Annotated in this window: 20 protein-coding genes; 9 read left to right on the plus strand and 11 right to left on the minus strand. The window is 63.1% G+C overall.

Annotated elements, in window-relative coordinates:
• The first annotated feature begins 226 nt into the window (after window positions 1-226).
• The gene (locus G5134_RS00080; RefSeq protein WP_065018281.1) at window positions 227-706 is read left to right on the plus strand and encodes a DNA polymerase III subunit psi; all 480 of its coding nucleotides are present in this window, start codon (window positions 227-229) and stop codon (window positions 704-706) included.
• 54 nt (window positions 707-760) lie between these two features.
• Window positions 761-1,210 carry a ribosomal protein S18-alanine N-acetyltransferase gene (gene rimI / locus G5134_RS00085; protein ID WP_065018282.1) on the plus strand — a complete coding sequence of 150 codons (450 nt, stop codon included), beginning with the start codon at window positions 761-763 and terminating at the stop codon, window positions 1,208-1,210.
• Window positions 1,211-1,233: 23 nt separating this feature from the next.
• Here rimI and G5134_RS00090 read toward each other — a convergent pair whose 3' ends face one another.
• Complete coding sequence (locus tag G5134_RS00090) at window positions 1,234-1,779, minus strand: hypothetical protein (protein WP_010635100.1); 546 nt, start codon at window positions 1,777-1,779, stop codon at window positions 1,234-1,236.
• Between the two features lie 186 nt (window positions 1,780-1,965).
• Here G5134_RS00090 and G5134_RS00095 point away from each other — a divergent pair, with 186 nt between their 5' ends.
• Window positions 1,966-3,756: an AMP-dependent synthetase/ligase gene (locus G5134_RS00095; protein ID WP_065018283.1), complete on the plus strand. Its 1,791-nt coding sequence runs from the start codon at window positions 1,966-1,968 to the stop codon at window positions 3,754-3,756.
• Between the two features lie 79 nt (window positions 3,757-3,835).
• Here the strand turns inward: G5134_RS00095 and gshA are convergent, their stop codons facing one another.
• From gshA to G5134_RS00115, 4 genes are read right to left on the minus strand one after another with little or no spacing between them, the layout of a single operon-like run.
• Window positions 3,836-5,434, minus strand: a complete 1,599-nt coding sequence (gshA, locus tag G5134_RS00100) for a glutamate--cysteine ligase (protein ID WP_017780236.1) — start codon at window positions 5,432-5,434, stop codon at window positions 3,836-3,838.
• A 59-nt stretch (window positions 5,435-5,493) separates the two neighbouring features.
• Window positions 5,494-8,307 carry a M16 family metallopeptidase gene (locus G5134_RS00105; RefSeq protein ID WP_065018285.1) on the minus strand — a complete coding sequence of 938 codons (2,814 nt, stop codon included), beginning with the start codon at window positions 8,305-8,307 and terminating at the stop codon, window positions 5,494-5,496.
• 19 nt (window positions 8,308-8,326) lie between these two features.
• Window positions 8,327-8,764 carry a YqaA family protein gene (locus tag G5134_RS00110; protein WP_017780238.1) on the minus strand — a complete coding sequence of 146 codons (438 nt, stop codon included), beginning with the start codon at window positions 8,762-8,764 and terminating at the stop codon, window positions 8,327-8,329.
• Window positions 8,761-9,735 carry an NADP-dependent oxidoreductase gene (locus tag G5134_RS00115; RefSeq protein WP_026141414.1) on the minus strand — a complete coding sequence of 325 codons (975 nt, stop codon included), beginning with the start codon at window positions 9,733-9,735 and terminating at the stop codon, window positions 8,761-8,763. The genes G5134_RS00110 and G5134_RS00115 overlap by 4 nt, the downstream gene beginning before the upstream one ends.
• A gap of 56 nt (window positions 9,736-9,791) precedes the next feature.
• On the opposite strand from G5134_RS00115, the gene G5134_RS00120 reads away from it, so the two are divergent.
• A complete protein-coding gene (locus G5134_RS00120; RefSeq protein WP_005308905.1) occupies window positions 9,792-9,959 on the plus strand; it encodes a hypothetical protein in 168 nt (55 codons plus the stop codon).
• A gap of 34 nt (window positions 9,960-9,993) precedes the next feature.
• Window positions 9,994-10,395 carry a fosfomycin resistance glutathione transferase gene (gene fos, locus G5134_RS00125; RefSeq protein ID WP_065018286.1) on the plus strand — a complete coding sequence of 134 codons (402 nt, stop codon included), beginning with the start codon at window positions 9,994-9,996 and terminating at the stop codon, window positions 10,393-10,395.
• Between the two features lie 7 nt (window positions 10,396-10,402).
• Here fos and G5134_RS00130 read toward each other — a convergent pair whose 3' ends face one another.
• A complete protein-coding gene (locus tag G5134_RS00130; protein WP_019839913.1) occupies window positions 10,403-11,407 on the minus strand; it encodes a hypothetical protein in 1,005 nt (334 codons plus the stop codon).
• Window positions 11,408-11,681: 274 nt separating this feature from the next.
• On the opposite strand from G5134_RS00130, the gene G5134_RS00135 reads away from it, so the two are divergent.
• On the plus strand, window positions 11,682-11,960 hold the full coding sequence (locus G5134_RS00135; RefSeq protein WP_017780241.1) for a hypothetical protein: 279 nt from the start codon (window positions 11,682-11,684) through the stop codon (window positions 11,958-11,960).
• Window positions 11,961-11,993: 33 nt separating this feature from the next.
• On the plus strand, window positions 11,994-12,326 hold the full coding sequence (locus tag G5134_RS00140; protein WP_080760737.1) for a hypothetical protein: 333 nt from the start codon (window positions 11,994-11,996) through the stop codon (window positions 12,324-12,326).
• Between the two features lie 53 nt (window positions 12,327-12,379).
• Here the strand turns inward: G5134_RS00140 and G5134_RS00145 are convergent, their stop codons facing one another.
• The 4 genes from G5134_RS00145 to rpsF form a co-directional block, all read right to left on the minus strand.
• Window positions 12,380-13,120, minus strand: coding sequence for a ferredoxin--NADP reductase (locus G5134_RS00145; protein ID WP_043169216.1), 741 nt, complete (start codon window positions 13,118-13,120; stop codon window positions 12,380-12,382).
• A gap of 101 nt (window positions 13,121-13,221) precedes the next feature.
• Entirely contained in the window at window positions 13,222-13,668 is a 447-nt protein-coding gene (gene rplI, locus G5134_RS00150) for a 50S ribosomal protein L9 (protein ID WP_005308892.1), read from the minus strand.
• 52 nt (window positions 13,669-13,720) lie between these two features.
• Window positions 13,721-13,951, minus strand: a complete 231-nt coding sequence (gene rpsR / locus G5134_RS00155) for a 30S ribosomal protein S18 (protein WP_005308890.1) — start codon at window positions 13,949-13,951, stop codon at window positions 13,721-13,723.
• A gap of 30 nt (window positions 13,952-13,981) precedes the next feature.
• Window positions 13,982-14,368, minus strand: coding sequence for a 30S ribosomal protein S6 (rpsF, locus tag G5134_RS00160; protein WP_005308887.1), 387 nt, complete (start codon window positions 14,366-14,368; stop codon window positions 13,982-13,984).
• A 237-nt stretch (window positions 14,369-14,605) separates the two neighbouring features.
• Here rpsF and G5134_RS00165 point away from each other — a divergent pair, with 237 nt between their 5' ends.
• Together G5134_RS00165 and G5134_RS00170 are read left to right on the plus strand one after the other, a co-directional pair.
• Window positions 14,606-15,829, plus strand: a complete 1,224-nt coding sequence (locus tag G5134_RS00165) for an Nramp family divalent metal transporter (RefSeq protein WP_065018287.1) — start codon at window positions 14,606-14,608, stop codon at window positions 15,827-15,829.
• 67 nt (window positions 15,830-15,896) lie between these two features.
• Window positions 15,897-16,787, plus strand: a complete 891-nt coding sequence (locus G5134_RS00170; RefSeq protein ID WP_279699418.1) for a hypothetical protein — start codon at window positions 15,897-15,899, stop codon at window positions 16,785-16,787.
• Here the strand turns inward: G5134_RS00170 and G5134_RS00175 are convergent.
• The gene (locus tag G5134_RS00175; protein ID WP_065018289.1) at window positions 16,778-17,668 is read right to left on the minus strand and encodes a LysR family transcriptional regulator; all 891 of its coding nucleotides are present in this window, start codon (window positions 17,666-17,668) and stop codon (window positions 16,778-16,780) included. The genes G5134_RS00170 and G5134_RS00175 overlap by 10 nt on opposite strands.
• Window positions 17,669-17,699 lie beyond the last annotated feature (31 nt).

Genomic DNA, 17,699 nt, shown 5'->3' on the forward strand with positions numbered 1-17,699 from the left:
GATACTGGGGTTGTCTGGAACCGGCACACCCGCGACGCGATCGAAGGTTCCCTGTCCTGCTTGTTGTATTGTCGGGAGGTCGCCTCTGGCTCGCACCGGTCGGTTGCCGGGCGCCGGAGCGCCTCTCCTGGCTAAAACATACCGCAAAAGATGCAGCAAAACGCGTTCGAGTGTACCCTGCGCAGAGCTTTTTTCATCAATGCAGATCAAGACTGAGTCATCGCCCATGCAAGATCCAGTGCAGCAGACCACAGCGCGGGAACCCGTCCCCGAGCAACCCGACCAGGCATCCGCTCGCCTGCGGCAACACCTGCTGGCCCGGATGGGCATCCCTAGCTGGCAACTGCGCCGGCCGGCCCTGCTGGCGGGCCATCAGGCTGCGCCCGCACCGGCTAATGAGCCCCAGGCAAATCTGCAGGAGGCGGCCCCCGCCCCGGCCGTGCCGAGCGAGCCGCCGAGCGGCAAGCTCTGGATCCTGGCGAGCCGGCTGCCCGCCCCCGGTCTGCTGGCGGATCTCTGCCAGCTGCTCGGCATCGGCAGCGACGAGGTCAGCCTGCTGAGCAGCCTGCCCGCCGGCCACACCCCGCCCCTGCTCTGGCTGGAGGCGGCCGATCCCGCCTGGCCAGAGGCCCTGATCTGCCCGCTCGCGCCCAGCCCGGCCCAGAAACGGGCTCTGTGGCTGCAGCTCAAGGGGCGCCTCGGCTGACCAGCCGTGCGCCCCGCATCTCTCTTCGTTCAGCCGCCCCGACCCGGAGCCACCATGGTGCAATTTCGTCCCCTGCTCGAGACCGACTTCGAGCTCATCTACCCCATAGAAGAGGCTGCCCACAAGGAGCCCTGGAGTCAGGCCAACCTGCTCTCCTGCTTCGGGCCACGCTATCTCAACGGCCTGCTGCTGGTCGACGGCCAGCCGGCCGGCTTCTACATCTCGGATCTGGTGGCGGGCGACAGCTCGCTGATGAACATCTGCGTGCATCCTGACTTTCAGGGCAAGGGGCTGGGGCGGGCGCTGCTCAGGGAGTACCTGAGCCGCAGCAAGGCCAACAAGGCCGAGGCCTGGTTCCTCGAGGTGCGGGCCGGCAACAGCACCGCCATCAGCCTCTACGAGAGCGAGGGGTTTGCCGAGTACTGCCGGCGCGCCGACTACTACGGCACCGGTCAGGATCGGGAAGATGCCGTGCTGATGTCCCGCCTGTTCGACTTCGGCTAAGCCGCCGCGCTACATCTGCAGCACTAGAGCAGCGGCGCGTTGTCGAGGGCCGGATCCTGCAGGCTTTGGGTGGTGTGCAGCACCGCCTCGAAGCCGGCGGCGGAGAGCGGCATGAAGAAGCCGCGCTGCCAGGTCACCCCGGGCATCCAGATCTGCTGGATATCCACCACTATCTTGATGGGCTTGAGCGGCTCGCCCGGCTGCTGCACATAGATGCCGGGCGGGGTCGCCACCTGCGGGAAGCGGCGCAGTATCTGCTCGCTGCCATCCCCGGCATTCGGGTTGAGACGCACCTTGACCAGCCGGGCCAGCACAGGCGCCATCTCCTCTGTCTGCCACAGGGTGGTATCCAGCAGTTTGCAGCGCCGGCATTTGGCGCGTTCGATCACGTAGAGCAGCGGATAGCCCTTCTGCAGGGCCAGCTGCTGCGCCTGGGCGTAGCCTTCGGCGCCGCTCAGCCAGGGGTTGTCCTCCTCGCCACCCGTACCTCCCAGCGTAAACCAGAGGCCGCCGGCCCCCGCCAGCAACAGCAATACCCCGGTCACCACCCCCTTGATACCGACACTCATTATGCTCCCTCCCTGAATGGCTCCACACGTCAGCCACCATCATGCCTCAAGCGCCCCCTAATTGACGACTTTGTGATCCAAGACAAATGGCGAACACTTGTAAGCTGTAATCTTAGAGTTTAAACTCCAGCGCGATTTTTCAGTGCCCCTTAGGGCGTACAACTGTTACTTGAGGATGTCTGACTGATGCCGAAACACCACCTGGTTCGACTGATGCGGGAACGTATCGCCCGGCTTGGCAACAAGGCCGCCCTGCGCGTACAACAGGATGGCCAGTGGCGTGCCATCGGCTGGCGTACCCTGGGGCAGGCCATGGACTACTGCGCCCAGGCGCTGATCCGCGCCGGCCACCAGCCTACCGAGATGGTCGGCATCTATGCCCGCAACATGCCGGAGTGGACCCAGGCCGATCTCGGCATCCTGGCCGCCCGCGGCGTCAGCGTCCCCATCTACCCCACCAGCACGCTCGATCAGCTGCGCTACATCGTCAAAGATGCCGGCATCAAGGTAATGTTCGTCGGTGAACAGCCCCAGTTCGACCAGGCGCTGCAACTCATTGAAAGCGGCGAGATCCAGCAGCTCATCGCCCTCGACGGTAGCGTCAACCTGCGCGGTTGCCCGCAGGCGAGCCACTTCCAGACGTTTCTGGTCTCTGGCAATCACCAGCCCAGCGAACAGGCACTGCGCGAGCGCGAGAGCCAGTACCGGATGGACGACCTGCTGACCCTGATCTACACCTCGGGAACCACGGGTGAGCCCAAGGGGGTCATGCTCGATTTCGCCAACATCGCCGCCTGCTTCGAGATGCACAACAGCCGCCTCGATCTGAACGAGCAGGATGTGTCGCTCTGCATGCTGCCGCTCAGCCATGTGTTCGAGCGCGCCTGGAGCTACTACGTGCTCTATTGCGGCGCCGAGAACGTCTACATCCGCGATCCGCAGAAGGTGATGGATGTCATCGGCGAGGTGCAGCCGACCGTGATGTGCGCCGTGCCGCGCCTCTACGAGAAGGCCTACGCCATGATCCAGGCCCGCGTCGCCCAGGCGCCGCGCCTGCGCCAGGCCCTGTTCGGCTGGGCCACCCGGGTCGGCAAGCAGATGGTCGCCACCCGTCAGGCGGGTAAAGCCGCTTCCCCCCTGCTCTACGGCCAGCTCTGGCTCGCCGAGCGGCTGGTGTTTCGCAAGCTGCGCGCCCGTTTCGGCGGCCGCACCCGCTTCCTGCCGGTGGCCGGCGCCCGCCTCGCCGACGAGGTGAACTTCTTCTTCCAGGCCATGGGGCTCAACCTCAAGTACGGTTACGGCATGACCGAGACCACCGCCACCGTCTGCTGCTACGAGGACAGCCAGTTCAAGCTGGGCTCCATCGGCACGGCGCTCAGCGGCATCGAGGTGAAGCTGGGTGAGAACAACGAGCTGCTGGTGCGCTCCCCCACCGTGATGCGCGGCTACTACAACAAGCCAGAAGCGACCGCCGAGGTGATGACCGAGGATGGTTTCCTGCGCACCGGCGATGCCGGCGAGCTCGACGGCGAAGGCAACATCTACTTCACCGAGCGCCTCAAGGAGCTGATGAAGACCTCCAACGGCAAGTACGTGGCGCCGCAACTGGTGGAGGGAACCCTCGGCAAGGATCGCTTCATCGAACAGATCGCCATCGTCGCCGATGCCCGCCACTTCGTCTCCGCTCTGATCGTGCCCTGCTTCGAGTCGCTGGAGGAGTACGCCCGCTCCATCAACCTGCAGTACCAGTGCAAGACCGAGCTGCTGCGCCACTCCAAGGTGGTGGAGTTCTTCGAGGCGCGCATCCAGGATCTGCAAAAGGAGCTGGCCAAGTTCGAGCAGGTGAAGAAGTTCACCCTGTTGCCGAGCGCCTTCTCCATGGAGCTGGGAGAGCTGACCCCCACCATGAAGCTGCGCCGCAAGATCATCGAGTCCAAGTACCAGAGCGAGATCGAGGCCATGTATAACCATGTCTGAGTACAACCACGTCTGAGACCGCTCGGGTTAAGGGAAATAAAAAAGCCGCTTCAAGAGCGGCTTTTTTTGTTGCCTGTCATCAGGCCGGGGTCTTGCTGGTCCCGAAGTAGTCGGCCAGGAAGTCGTCAAACGACAGGCTGTCGCTGCGCTCCCGCTCCCGCTGCTTGGCCAGCGACTCCCGTGCCTCGCCGGCAAAATAGGCTTCGTCCCAGTACTGCAGCTCGCCAGCCAGCATCTCTTCCCGGTAGCGGCTCGCCAGCTCGTCGGCGAAGGCGCCGTTGTCCTTGCCGCTCTCCAGCAGCTGCTTGAGCAGGCGGGCGGAGTAGGTGAGCTCAGGGTTGAGCAGCTTCTCGCGGTGCATCGCCAGGGTCTCGCGGTAGCGGTTGCGGCCGCAGCAGCGATCCAGCAGCGCGGCGACCTCGGCCAGCTCGTCAAACAGCTTGAGGCCGAACTCCTTGAGGCCGATGGGGTTGCCCTGCTCGTCCTCCAGCTCGAGGCCGGGACGGCGCCCCTCCAGCACAACCTTGGTCTGGTTGCGGCGATTGCGGGCGATCTCTTCGTCACCCAGCACAGGGGACGGGCGCAGCAGGCACCAGACCAGGAACAGGTCGAAGAAGCGGATCTGATCCACCTCGATGCCATACGGGGTGAAGGGGTTGACGTCCACGGTGCGCAACTCGATGTATTCGATGCCACGCTGCTCCAGCGCATCGGACGGCTTCTCGCCGCTGCGCGGGGTGCGCTTGGGCCGGATCGGGGCGTACAGCTCGTTCTCCAGCTGCAGCACGTTGTCGTTGAGCTGGCGGTACTCGCCGTTCACCTTGACACCGATCCTGGCGAAGTCGGGATCATGGGTGTTGATGGCGCGGCGCAGGCTGCTCACATAGGCCGGCAGGTTGTCGTGGCTTATCTTGAGCCCCGCCTGGGCGCTGTTGGTGTAACCCAGATCCGACAGCCGCAGGGCGGTGGCGTAGGGCAGGTAGAGGGTGCCCTTGCCGGTCTTCTGGAACGGCAGGTTGCTCTTGCGCCCCTTGAGGAAGGATTCGCAGATGGCCGGCGAGGCGCCGAACAGGTAGGGCACCAGCCAGCCGAAGCGGTAGACGTTGCGGATAAGCCCCATGTACTTGTCGGAGATGAAGCGCTGGCTGCAGCACCCCTCGCACACTAGCTCCTGCCACTCGCACCAGAAGCTGTCCGGCATGGAGAAGTTGAAGTGCACCCCGGCGATCACCTGCATCAGGCTGCCGTAGCGGTTCTTCAGCCCCTGCCGGTAGAGAGTCTTCATCCGGCCGATGTTGGAGCTGCCGTACTGGGCCAGCCGGATGTTCTCCTCGTCGCCGACGAAGCAGGGCATGGAGAGCGGCCAGATCCGCTCATCACCCAGGTGATGAATGGTGTGACGGTGGATGTCGCCAAGCTGTTCCAGCAGGCTGTCGATGGAGTCGGTGGCCGGCGTGATGAACTCCAGCAGGCTCTCCGAGTAGTCGGTGGTGATGTTGGCATGGGTCAGTGCCGAGCCCAGACTTCTGGGGTGATCGGTCTGGGCCAGGGTCCCCTGTGGGGTGATGCGCAGACATTCACGTTCGATCCCGCGCCGGATCCCCTTGAGGGCGGTCAGCCGTTCCGGCGAACCCAGGGCGGTCAACAACTCGGTGAGTGACAAGCTTGTCGTAGTCATATTCACGGCTCATGTGTGGCCGCCCCACAGGGGGGCGGCACTATTTTTATGTAGCGCCCTCAGGGCAGCTGCAGCGGATAGATGGGAAGATGAAGCTCCTGCAGGGGTTTTTCAAGCTTTTGCTTGTCCCCCACCACCACAATCACCATCTCAGCCGGGTCAAGCCAGCGTGCCGCACTGGCCTTGAGCGTCTCGGCCGACACCGTCTTGATCAGGTTGTTCTGGGCCTGCACATAGTCCGGCTTCAGGTCGTACATGATCATCTGCAGCAGGAAGCCCGCCTTCTGGCCAAGCGTCTCGTAAGAGAGCGCATCCTGCTGGGAGACGGCGCTGCGCATATAGGCGAGCTCGACCGGGGTCGGGCCGCTCTTGCGGTAGTTGTCCATCTCCTTGAGGAACTGGCGGATGGCATCCACGGTCGCATCGGCCCGCACGTTGGCGCCGGTGGCGAAGGTACCCACCTCCCGGTTGGCGGAGAAGCCCGAGCTGGCCCCATAGGTATAGCCCTTGTCTTCCCGCAGGTTGAGGTTGATACGGCTGTTGAAGTTGCCGCCCAGGTTGAAGTTCATCAGCCCGGCGGTGAAGTAGTCACCTGTGGTATCGAACGGCATGGCGCGGCGGCCGATGCGGATCACCGACTGGGGCGCCCCCGGCTTGTCCACCAGATAGATACCCGGCTTGGCCTGCTCGCCTTCGGGCTTGAGGCTGCCAAGGGAGGGCGCAGCCCCCTTCCACTGGGTCAGGAAGCCGAGTTGATCCTCCACCTGGGACTGGGTCACGTCACCCACCACTACCACCTTGGCGTTGGTCGGGTTGTAGTAGTTCTGGTAGAAGCGCTTCACGTCCGCCAAGGTCAGCTTCTCCACATCGGCCAGCACGCCGTCACCCGGCTGACCGAGACGGTTCTGCTTGCCGTAGATCAGCTCGCGGAAGGCCTGACCGGCCAGCCACTCGGGCTGCTGCTCGCTCTGCTTCATCCCTTGCAGCATCTGCGCCTTGACCCGCTCGAAGTCGGCCTCGCGCATGCCTGGCCGCTCATACACCTCGCGCACCAGCGCCAGGGTCTGCGGCAGCTTGTCGGCCAGGCTGCTGATGGTGACCAGGTTGTTGTACTGGGCGCTGGAGACGCTGACGCTGGAGCCGAGCTTTTGCAGCTCGTCGCTGAGCTGGGCCTCGGTCAGACGCACCGAGCCCTGCCCCATCATGCTGGCGGTGAGGCTGGCCAGCCCCAGCTCGCCCTTGCCTTCGGCCCGCATGCCGCCCGGCAGGGCGACCATGATGGAAACCGCAGGGATTTCGTCGCTCTGGGTGCCGATGATCTCGATCCCCTTGTCGAGCTTGCCATGCCAGATGGCGGGCACCTTGACGCTCACCGCATCGGCCGCCTTGGGCTGCACGCTGCGATCGAAGTCGTCTTTCACCGGTCGCTCGGCCAGCACCTTGTCATGCTTGGCGTAATCCGGCAGCTCGCGCTTGGCCGGGGTAAAGTTGGGCTTGGCGGCCTGCCAGTCGTTCTTGCCTTTGGGCACCACGCTCAGCACCACCGCCGGCTTGTTCAGGATGAACTTGTCGTAGGCGGCCTTGACCTGATCCGGCGTCACTTTGCCGATGGCGTCCAGGCTCTTGAACACATAGTTGGGATCCTGGGCGAACACCTGGCCCATGGCGAGCTGGCTCACCTTGCCGGAGACGCTGTCCAGGCCCCAGATGGCCGAGGCACGATAGCTGTTGATCGCCTTCTCCAGATCCTCCGGCTTGAGGCCGCGACCGGCGAACTCGCCGATCACCTTGTCCACCTCGCTCTTGAGGGTCTTCAGGCTGCCATCCACCGCCGGGTTGGGATAGGCGTAGACGGTGAGGGTGCAGGCCAGCTCCTCGCAGTAGTGGGAGGCCCCCACATCGATCGCCTTGCCGCTCTTGACCAGCGACTGGTAGAGCATGGAGCTGGCGGAGCCGCCCAGCACGTCGGCAAACATGTCGAGCGCCGGCTCCTGCGGATCGCCAAGGGACACGGTCGGGTAGCTGATATAGAGCAGCGGCAGGTGCACCTTGTCCTCGAGCGTCACGTAGCGGGTCTCGGGCAGGGTCACCGGCTCGGGGGTCGGCTCGGCCACCTCGGGTCCACGCGGGATCGGGCCGAAGTACTTCTCAATCCAGGCCAGCGCCTGCTTGGTGTCAAAGTCGCCCCCCAGGGTGAGGGTAGCGTTGTTGGGGCCGTACCAGCGCAGGAAGAACTGCTTGAGGTCGTTGACGTCGACCCGGTCGAGATCTTCCACATAGCCGATGGGCTGCCAGGAGTAGGGGTGGGTGCGCGGATAGAGCGCCTCCCCCACCTTCTCGCTCACCAGGCCGTAAGGCTGGTTGTCGATGCGCTGGGCCCGTTCGTTCTTGACGGTGGCGCGCTGGATCTCGAACTTCTTCTGGCTCACCGCATCGAGCAAGAAGCCCATGCGGTCGGCCTCCAGCCACAGCACCTTCTCCAGCTGGTTGGCCGGCACGGTCTCGTAGTAGTTGGTGCGGTCCTTGTTGGTGGTGCCATTCATGTCGCCACCGGCCTCGTTGATGATCCGCATGTGCTCCTGATCCCCCACGTGCTTGGAGCCCTGGAACATCATGTGCTCGAAGAAGTGGGCGAACCCGGACTTGCCCACCTGCTCGCGGGCCGAGCCCACGTGATAGGTGACGTCCAGGTGCACCAGGGGATCGGATCGGTCGGGCGCCAGAATGACGGTCAGGCCGTTGTCCAGCTTGTACATCTGATAGGGAATGCCGAGCTTGCCCTCTTCCTTGACCTGTTCCGACACCAGGGTGGGTGCCGCCAGCACGGGCAGAGAGAGGCCCAGAAGCATGCTTAATGGAATGAGTTTGTTCACGGTTACCTCGTGAGTGAAGCTAGAAGATCTGCCTGGCCAGCAGAAAGACCAGGGCATAACGGAACAATTTGCCGAGCCCGATGAGAATGAGAGAGCGCCAGAAGGAGAGGCGCAGCCAGCCGGCCAGCAGACAGAGACCATCGCCGACCACAGGCGTCCAGGCCAGCAGCAGACACCAGTGGCCATGTTGTTTGAGCCAGCCGAGGGCTTTTTGTTCCCCACGGCCTTGAAAATCTTCCGGTTTTTTCTTGAAGGTGGCGAGCCAGCCGAGCCACCAGGTGGTCATGGAGCCGAGGGTATTGCCCAGCGTCGCCCACAGCAGCAGGCTGGCCATGCTCCACTCCCCCTTGGTCGCCATGGCCCCCAGCAGCACTTCCGAGCTGCCGGGCAGCAGGGTGGCGGAGGTGAAGGCGCTCAGAAACAGCCAGCCAAGCCCCAGCTCGGTGATGCCATTCATCCGGCCAGCTCATCCGCGGCGGGCATGCGCAGCAGCAGCTTGCCGCGCACGTGGCCCTGCTCGATGGCCTGATGGGCCAGGGCCCCTTCCGCCAGCGGGAATTCGCCGGAGACGGTGATCTGCACCTCCCCCTGACGCAGCAGGATCAGCATCTGGCTCAACTGCTGGCGGTCAGGATGTACCAGCATGCCAAGCACCTCGATGGCGCTGCCGGCCGCGGCATCCTTGATCTGCTGGGCGGTGATGGTGGGTACCGTCACCAGCCGGCCGCCCGGCTTGACGCAGGCCAGCGCCGCCTGGCCACTCTCGCCCCCCACCAGATCCAGCACCAGATCGACCGGACCGTCGGCCACCACCTGGGCGGCCCAGTCCGCATCGTGGTAATCCACCATCTTGCTGGCCCCCAGCGCGTGCAGGAAGCTGTGGTTGTCACCGCTCGCCATCGCCACCACCTCGGCGCCATAGGCGCTGGCAAACTGCACCGCCAGATGGCCGACGCCGCCGGCACCGGCCAGGATCAGCACCCGTTGCCCCGCCTTGAGGGCGCCGTGCTCGAACAACCCCTGCCAGGCGGTGAGGCCGGCCAGCGGCAGCGCCGCCCCCTGTCTGAGGCCAATATCCTCCAGCCTGACCAGCTCCTCCTCGCGGGCCACCACGGACTCGCCGTAGCCGCCGGCGGTGAGGGGAAAGCCCACCATGCCGCATACCCTGTCCCCCTCGGCCAGCGAACTGACACCAGGGCCGACCTTCTCGACCACGCCGGCCACGTCATAGCCCGGCGTCCAGGGCAGCTTCTCCTTGTTTTGCGCCGCCGCCCAGCCGAGGCCGGCCCGGGTCTTGGCATCGATGGGGTTGACCCCCGCAAAGCAGATGCGCACCCGCACTTCGCCCTCGGCAGGCACCTTGTCCTGGGAAGGGTTGAGCCTGAGTACCGAGGGGGCGCCGAATGCGGTAATCTGTAGCTGCGTCATTGCACAATCCATCCTGTTGATTGATCAAGGGTCAACAGAATAACAGCGAGGACACCATGGCTCGAATGTTTCTTATTCCTCTGTTGCTGGCCCTGGGGTGGTGGGCGTTTCTGCTCTACTTCCGCATCCCGCTCAAGCAGGGGGCCAAGGGGTTTTACTGGATCATCGGCATCGGTGGCGGACTGGCCGCCTTCCTCAGCCTGATGATGGTGCTGACCCACTAGGGCTAATCAATGAATAAGGGAGGATAAAGAGAAGATGCTGCATGGACTGAACCATCTCACGCTGGCAACCGGCGATCTCGACAGGAGCTTTGCCTTTTATGTCGACTTGCTGGGATGTCGCCCTAGGGTGAGATGGGCACGCGGAGCCTATCTCACCCTCGGCGACCTGTGGATCTGTCTTTCCTGTGATTCCCCCCAACCGGCAAGAGACTACAGCCACGTCGCATTCGGTATCTCGCCTGAACAGTTTCCCATCTTCTGCGCCCGTCTGCGTGCGGCAGGTGTAGTGGAATGGAAGACGAACAGCAGCGAAGGGGATTCACTCTACATAAAGGATCCTGACGGACATCAGCTGGAAATCCATGCCGGCAACCTGGACAGCAGGCTTGCATCCCTCAGGCAGCAGCCCTATGAGGGCTTGATCTGGTTCGACTGAGCTGGATTCATCCTTGCTCGGTACGAAGATGGTAGTGGCGGTTGCTGCCCTGCCCCAGCACGCCCTGGGCCAGCAGATGCTGGAACACCCGGTCCACCTCCTCCAGCGACAGCGACAGCGCCTGGGCGACGCTGCGCTTGCTGCACTTGAGCTCGCCGCTCTCCAGCGCGCTGCGCACCTGCTCCACCACCTCTGGCTCGGGCTCCGGCCGGCCGGGCAGCTGCTGCGCCATGGCAGCGGCCTCCGCCTGCTGCAGCACGATCTGTTCCCGCTCGCGGTCCCGCTGCCACAGCCAGCTGCGGCGAAAGCGGTTCTCCTCGCCGATCAGACTGACGAAGAAGGCGCCGAACACGTCGAGCAGCACCGAGAGGAAGCAGACCAGCAGAAACTGCACCTGGCTGATGCTCATGCCCACCCCGTCCGCCAGGCTGCTCATCAGCCCCAGCATGGAGGATTGTTCGTTGACGGGCTTGGCGTCGCGCTCCTGGCGCAGCTCGTCCTGGCGCAGCCTGAGCTTGGTGTTGGCCTGCTGCAGGCCGCTGACGCCGCTGGAGATGCGCGCCATCTCGATATACTTGCGGGCCGCCTCCTCGTTGAGCTGGATCTGCCGCTCTATGCTGGCGATCTGCTCGTCGAAGCGGGCGATCTCCCGCTCATGGCGCGCCTGCTGGTTGAGGATGGTGTTGGTGGCGCTGTTGATGCCGCCTATGCTGCCGCCGATGGAGATGGCGGCCAGCACGCTGTAGAACAGCAGCGACCAGAAGGCCCCGCCCAGATCGCGACGCGCCTTGCACTCCCCGTATTCATACCAGACGTAGAACTTGCCCAGTTCGAAGATGATGGCCAGGCCACCGAACAGCCACTTCATCAGGGGATTCTCGTCGATGGAGAGAAACAGCAGCAGAGAGAAGACGATGGAGGCCAGAATGGCCAAGCCGGTAAAACTGTACACCGTGGTCAGTGCGAACCACCCCTTGGGGTAGCGCAGCACGGCAGAAGCCTGTGTGGTCATGAGAAAGCGGGCGCGATATGCAGGAAAAGTTGGCTGCCGATTATAGTCAGCAGACTCCTCGAGAGAAGGACAATCACCATAATTGCACCAGATCCTTGGTCAGTTGCCCAGAGTGCGACCAAAACGGACAAATCGACCGCAAAAAGTCGATACACTCACTGCCGACTCTCGTAGCATGGGAGATTGAGCCTGATTCTGCCCGGATTCAGCAAGACTGGCATACACTGACCCGCAACAACCAACCACCGAGGCCACAATGAACCGAACGACTAGCTTGTTACTGCCCCTGCTTCTGGTTGCCGGCGCCGCGCTGGCAGCACCGCAGTATGAGGAGGAAGGTGGTACGGCATTTTCCGTCGATGCACTAACCTTCAACCTGGACTGGGATGACAAGCAATTTGGCTGGTCATCGACCAACTGCTTCGAGCCGGGAGTGAACGATGGCACCCAGACGCCATGCCGGGAAAGCAGGGTCAGCTTCGACGATGAAGAGCACCGCAATGATCCCCCCGGCAGCAACCAGATGCCCGCCACCCAGGGCACCGGCCAGTAACCAAGGAGAACTTTCGTCATGACTCATTCAACCATGTTCAACAAAGGCGCCCTGCTGCTCTCCCTGTTGCTGGCCAACGGGGTTGCCTTTGCCGCCCCGCCCCACTCCAAGGATGGCGATGGCATCCGGCTTTCCACCGACAACATCAAGCTGAACGTCGACTGGGATGACAAGGAGTACGACTGGTGGCAAAACAACTGCCTGGATCTCGGCATCGGTGACAGCCGCATCAAGCTCAACTGCGACAAGATCGACGGCAAGTACCGGGATCACTACAACCGCAGCATCCATAGCGGCAACAACCCGGGGCAGGGACATGACAAGTTCAAAGAGAAGGACAAGGGCCACGGCAACAAGAAGCACTGATCTGACTGCCGGCGTGCATGAACAAGGGGCCCATGGCCCCTTGTTCGCTTTTCCTACCAGTAATTCTCCGCACTGATGTTGCCGGGGGCCCGCCGCAGGTTCTTGGCCAACCCCAATGACAACAGGGTCTGCTGGGTCTCCTTCACCATGGCCGGGTTACCGCAGATCAGCACCTGGCTCAGCGCGGGAGCAAATTCCAGCCCCACTCGCGCCTGCAGGCGACCATCGGCGATGGCCGCCGGGATCCGCCCCTCCATCGCCTCGGGCCAGCTTTCACGGCTGACGAAGGGGACGTAGCGAAAACGCTCGCCATGACGCTCGGCAAAGCTCGCTATCAGATCCCGATAGCTCAGCTCCTCCCCCTTGCGGACCCCGTGTACCAGCACCAGATTCTCGAAACGGGCAAAGGCTTCCCCGTCCGCCAGCATGGAGAGGAAGGGGCCGATGGCGGTCCCGGTGGAGAGCAGCCAGAGATCGCGCCCGGCCGGCACCTCGTCCAGGGTGAGAAAACCGGTCGCCAGGGATTGCACCAGCAGGCTGTCGCCCGCCCGCAGGGAACCCAGGGTCGGAGTCAGCTCCCCATCGGGGATCTCGACGAAATAGAACTCGTGGTAGGGAGTCGAAGGCGGATTGACGAAGGAGTAGGCCCGCTGGACGCGGCGTTCGCCCTGCTCGAGGGCCAGTTTGGTGAATTGCCCCGCCTTGTAGGGGGCCAGCTCGGCCGCCACACGCAGGGAGAACAGGGTGGGTGTCCACTCGATGCGTTCAAGGACGCGACCTTCGACCCAGGCCATAGGGATCTCCTCCAGAGGAACAGGTCTTTACTCTACCCCCGGGCCTGAAAATAAAAAACCCGCGCAAGTGCGCGGGTTTTTTCTGCAAAAGCGAATCGCTATTACAGGGCAACAACCTGGATCTGTACGGTTGCTTTAACATCAGCGTGCAGCTGAACAGCAACTTCGTAGTCACCGGTGTTACGCAGAACGTTGCCCATGCGGACTTCGCTCTTGGCAACGGCTACGCCGGCAGCAGTGATGGCTTCAGCCACGTCACGGGTACCGATGGAACCGAACAGCTTGCCTTCGTCGCCAGACTTGGAAGCGATAACCACGGTAGCCAGTTCGGCCAGCTTGGCAGCACGCTCTTCAGCAGCAGCTTTGTTGGCAGCCAGTTTGGCTTCCAGCTCAGCGCGACGAGCACCGAAAGCTTCGATGTTGGCCTTGGTGGCCATAACAGCTTTGCCTTGCGGGATCAGGAAGTTACGGGCGTAACCAGCTTTCACGGAAACTTGGTCACCCAGACCGCCCAGTTTGGCGATTTTGTCGAGCAGGATAACTTGCATTACCTTTCCTCTATAAATTTCGTTGAGTTAGGCTTAAGTGCCGGACCGATTCTTACTTGTTGTGCAGATCGGTGTACGGCAGCAGAGCCAGGTAACGAGCACGCTTGATGGCGCGTGCCAGCTGACGCTGATACTTGGCGCGGGTACCGGTGATACGGCTCGGTACGATCTTGCCAGATTCAGTGATGTAGTTTTTCAGAGTAACGATATCTTTGTAGTCGATCTCGGTAACGTTCTCGGCGGTGAAGCGGCAGAACTTACGACGACGGAAATAACGTGCCATGGCCTTTATCCTCTAGTCAGTGATCCAGAATTACTCTTCGGAAGCAGCTTCAGTAGCTTCTTCGCGGCGCTCGTCGTCACGACGGGTGAAGCGCTCTTCCTTGGCCTTGGCCATCGGAGAAACTTCAGTCACGGCGTGCTTGGTGCGCATGATCATGTTGCGGATAACGGCATCGTTGAAGCGGAAGTTGGTTTCCAGCTCATCGATAACGGCTTGCTCTGCTTCTACGTTCATCAGAACGTAGTGGGCTTTGTGCAGTTTGTCGATCGGGTAAGCCAGCTGACGACGGCCCCAATCTTCCAGGCGATGAATGGTACCACCGGAGGTGGTGATGGCGCCGGTGTAACGCTCGATCATGCCAGGTACTTGCTCGCTCTGGTCCGGATGAACCATGAAGACGATTTCGTAATGACGCATTTTAGCTCCTTACGGATTAATTCAGCCTCCGCCCAGGTGCAGCCAGACCTCGGAGGCAAGGAACATAATGGTGTTTAGACGCTGCTTTTCTAGGGCGGCGTATTGTACGAAATCCCATCCCTCACTGCAACCAGCCGCCGCCGATGTTTTTATCTATGGGAACAATACAAAACTTCAATTGATAATAATTATCATTTAGATCTATTCTATCTCCATGCACTTATGGAGGCTGATACCATGCAACCCGCGCTGACCACGGCCATCCCGGCCCGCAAATTCAAACTGACCCTGCTCGGGCCGGCCTTTATCGCCGCCATCGGCTACATAGATCCGGGCAACTTCGCCACCAACATTCAGGCCGGCTCCACCTTTGGCTACCAGCTGCTATGGGTCGTAGTGTGGGCCAACCTGATGGCCATGCTAGTGCAGACTCTCTCGGCCAAGCTCGGCATCGTCACCGGCAAGAACCTGGCGGAACACATTCGAGACCGTCTGCCCAAGCCGGCGGTCTGGGCTTACTGGGTGCAGGCGGAGATCATCGCCATGGCCACCGATCTGGCCGAATTCATCGGGGCCGCGGTCGGCTTCAAGCTGCTGCTCGGGGTCACCCTGCTGGAAGGGGCCGGCATCACCGCCGTGGTCACCTGGGGGATCCTGATGCTGCAGTCGCGCGGCCAGAAACCGCTGGAGTTCGTGGTGGGCGGCCTGCTGCTGTTCGTGGCGGCGGCCTACATCGTCGAGCTGGTGTTCTCCCGCCCCCATCTGCCGAGCCTGCTGGAGGGCGCCCTCTTCCCCGGACTGCCCAACAGCGACGCCGTCTATCTGGCGGCCGGGGTGCTCGGCGCCACCGTGATGCCTCACGTCATCTATCTGCACTCGGCGCTGACCCAGCACACCCAGGATCAGGGCTCGGTTCCCCAGCGGCTGCACACCACCCGGGTCGACGTGGCCATCGCCATGACCATCGCCGGCTTCGTCAACCTGGCCATGATGGCCATGGCCGCGGCCGCCTTCCACAGCTCCGGCAACCAGCAGGTAGCGGAGCTGGAGTCCGCCTACCAGACCCTCACCCCGCTGCTGGGCCAGGCGGCCGCCACCCTGTTCGGCTTCTCGCTGGTCGCCTCGGGCATCAGCTCCACCGTGGTGGGCACGCTGGCCGGGCAAGTGGTGATGCAGGGCTTCGTGCGCTTCACCATCCCGCTCTGGCTGCGCCGCGCCATCACCATGGCCCCCGCCTTCGTGGTGATCGCCATGGGCCTCAACACCACCGAGATCCTGGTGCTGAGCCAGGTGGTGCTGAGCTTCGGCATCGCGCTGGCGCTCATCCCGCTGCTGATGCTGACCGGCGATCGCGCCCTGATGGGGGAGTATCGCAACCACCCGGTGACCCAGGCGCTCGGCCGCCTCATCGTCGCCCTGGTGATCGGGCTCAACGCCTACCTGCTGGTCGCCATGATCTAGCACTCATCATCCTGCCTCCGGACCGGCTCATTAACCGAGGTTAATGAGCCGGTCTGCGCTTTGACGTATGCTGGCGGCTCTCTTCCTCTTCGATCTGCGGGAGCCATCCATGTCACATACCCGAGCCAGCTTCGTGCTGGGCCACCATCAGGAGCAGGCCAGCGTCATCTGCTGCCAGAGCGGCGATACCAGCCTGCTGGTCACCGACCTCACCCCCTTTCATCCCCAGAGCCACCTCTGGCCCGATCAGCCAGGTGACGTGGGCACAGTGCGCTGGGAGGGTGGCGAAGCGGCCGTCGGCCCCTGCCGCATGGGGGCCATCAGCCCGGATGGGGAGCTGTTCGTCGACCAGGCGATCCCGGTCAAGCGGGGCACAGAAGGGTGGCACTTCGTTGTGGTGCACCCGCTGGCCGGTCACTGTGCGCTGCCGGTGGGCAGTCAGGTGACGCTGCAAGTGGATGCCGAGGCCCGTCACGCCCTGAGCCTGGGTCACAGCGGCTGCCACCTGGCAGCACTGGCGCTCAACCGGGCTCTCATCCCCTACTGGCGCAAGGAGGTGAGCGAGCGGGATGCGCTGGAGCAGCCGGATTTCGACCGCCTCGCCATCCAGACCTCGCGGGTCGAGCCCAATGGCTCGCGCGAGCAGTACCGGATCGGCAAAAGCCTGCGCAAGAAGGGGGTCAACAGTGAGGCCCTGCTGGCGGATCTGGCGCAGATTGAAGCGCACATCAATCGCCAGCTGGCCGACTGGCTGGCAACCGGAGGCGAGATCCGCCGCAGCCGGGCCGGCGAGTCGATCATCGACTCCCGTTACTGGCACTGCCCGCTAGAAGGGCAGGAGGTCACCATCCCCTGCGGCGGCACCCATGTGGCCACGCTGGCCGAGCTGGGACGGATCGAGACAGTCCTCACCGCCGATGCAGAGGGGTTTGTCATGATGACCCGGGTCTACCCCTGAGGGCGTCCGAACTCGGCGACCAGCGCGTCGATCAGGGCGCGCACCCGGCGCGGCTGATGCCGCCCGGAGGGGTAGACGATCTGCAGCCGTGACGCCGGGGCGGCGAACTCGGGCAGGATCTCCACCAGGCGGCCACGGCTCAGATCCTCCCCCACATCCCAGCGGGACTTGAGGCAGATCCCCTCCCCCTGCAGGCACCACTGGCGCACCAGATAACCGTTGTTACTGATGCGCCGCCCCTGCACCATCACCCGCTTCACCACACCCTCGACCTGAAAAGACCACCAGCGCTCCGGATGTTCTCCGAAACGCATCAGCAGGCAGTCATGCTCGGCAAGCTCTTCCGGATGGCGGGGCACTCCCTTGCGCGCCAGGTAGGCGGGTGAGGCACAGACGATCCGGCGGTTCTCCCCCAGCGAGAGGGTGCGCAGTGTGCTGTCGGCCAGCTCTCCGTAGCGCAAGGCCAGATCGATCCCCTGCCCCACCAGATCCAGATAGCCGTCGGTCAGGTTGAGATCCAGCGTGATCCCCGGGTGTTGCGCCATGAAGCGATCGAGCAGCGGCACCAGCCGGCTGATCCCCAGATCATGAGGGGCGCTGATGCGCAGCAACCCGTTCATTTCATCCCCGCCATCGCGCAGACGGCGCTTGAGCCCCTCGGCCTGGGCCAGCAGATGGCGCCCCTCCTCCAGCAACAGGCGCCCCTCTTCGGTGAGGCTGATGGAGCGAGTGGTTCTGCTGAGCAGGGTCGTACCGTAGTAGCGTTCCAGGGAAGCCAGCCGCTCCGAGACGGTTGCCGGGGAGAAGCCCAACTCACGCCCCGCGGCAGCCAGCCCCCCTTTTTCCACTATGACCAGGAACAGATTGAGGTTCTCGAGCATGATTGTATTGATAATCCGAATTATGTTTTAG

This window comes from Aeromonas sp. 600276, assembly GCF_049175815.1.
Taxonomy (GTDB): Bacteria; Pseudomonadota; Gammaproteobacteria; order Enterobacterales; family Aeromonadaceae; genus Aeromonas; species Aeromonas dhakensis.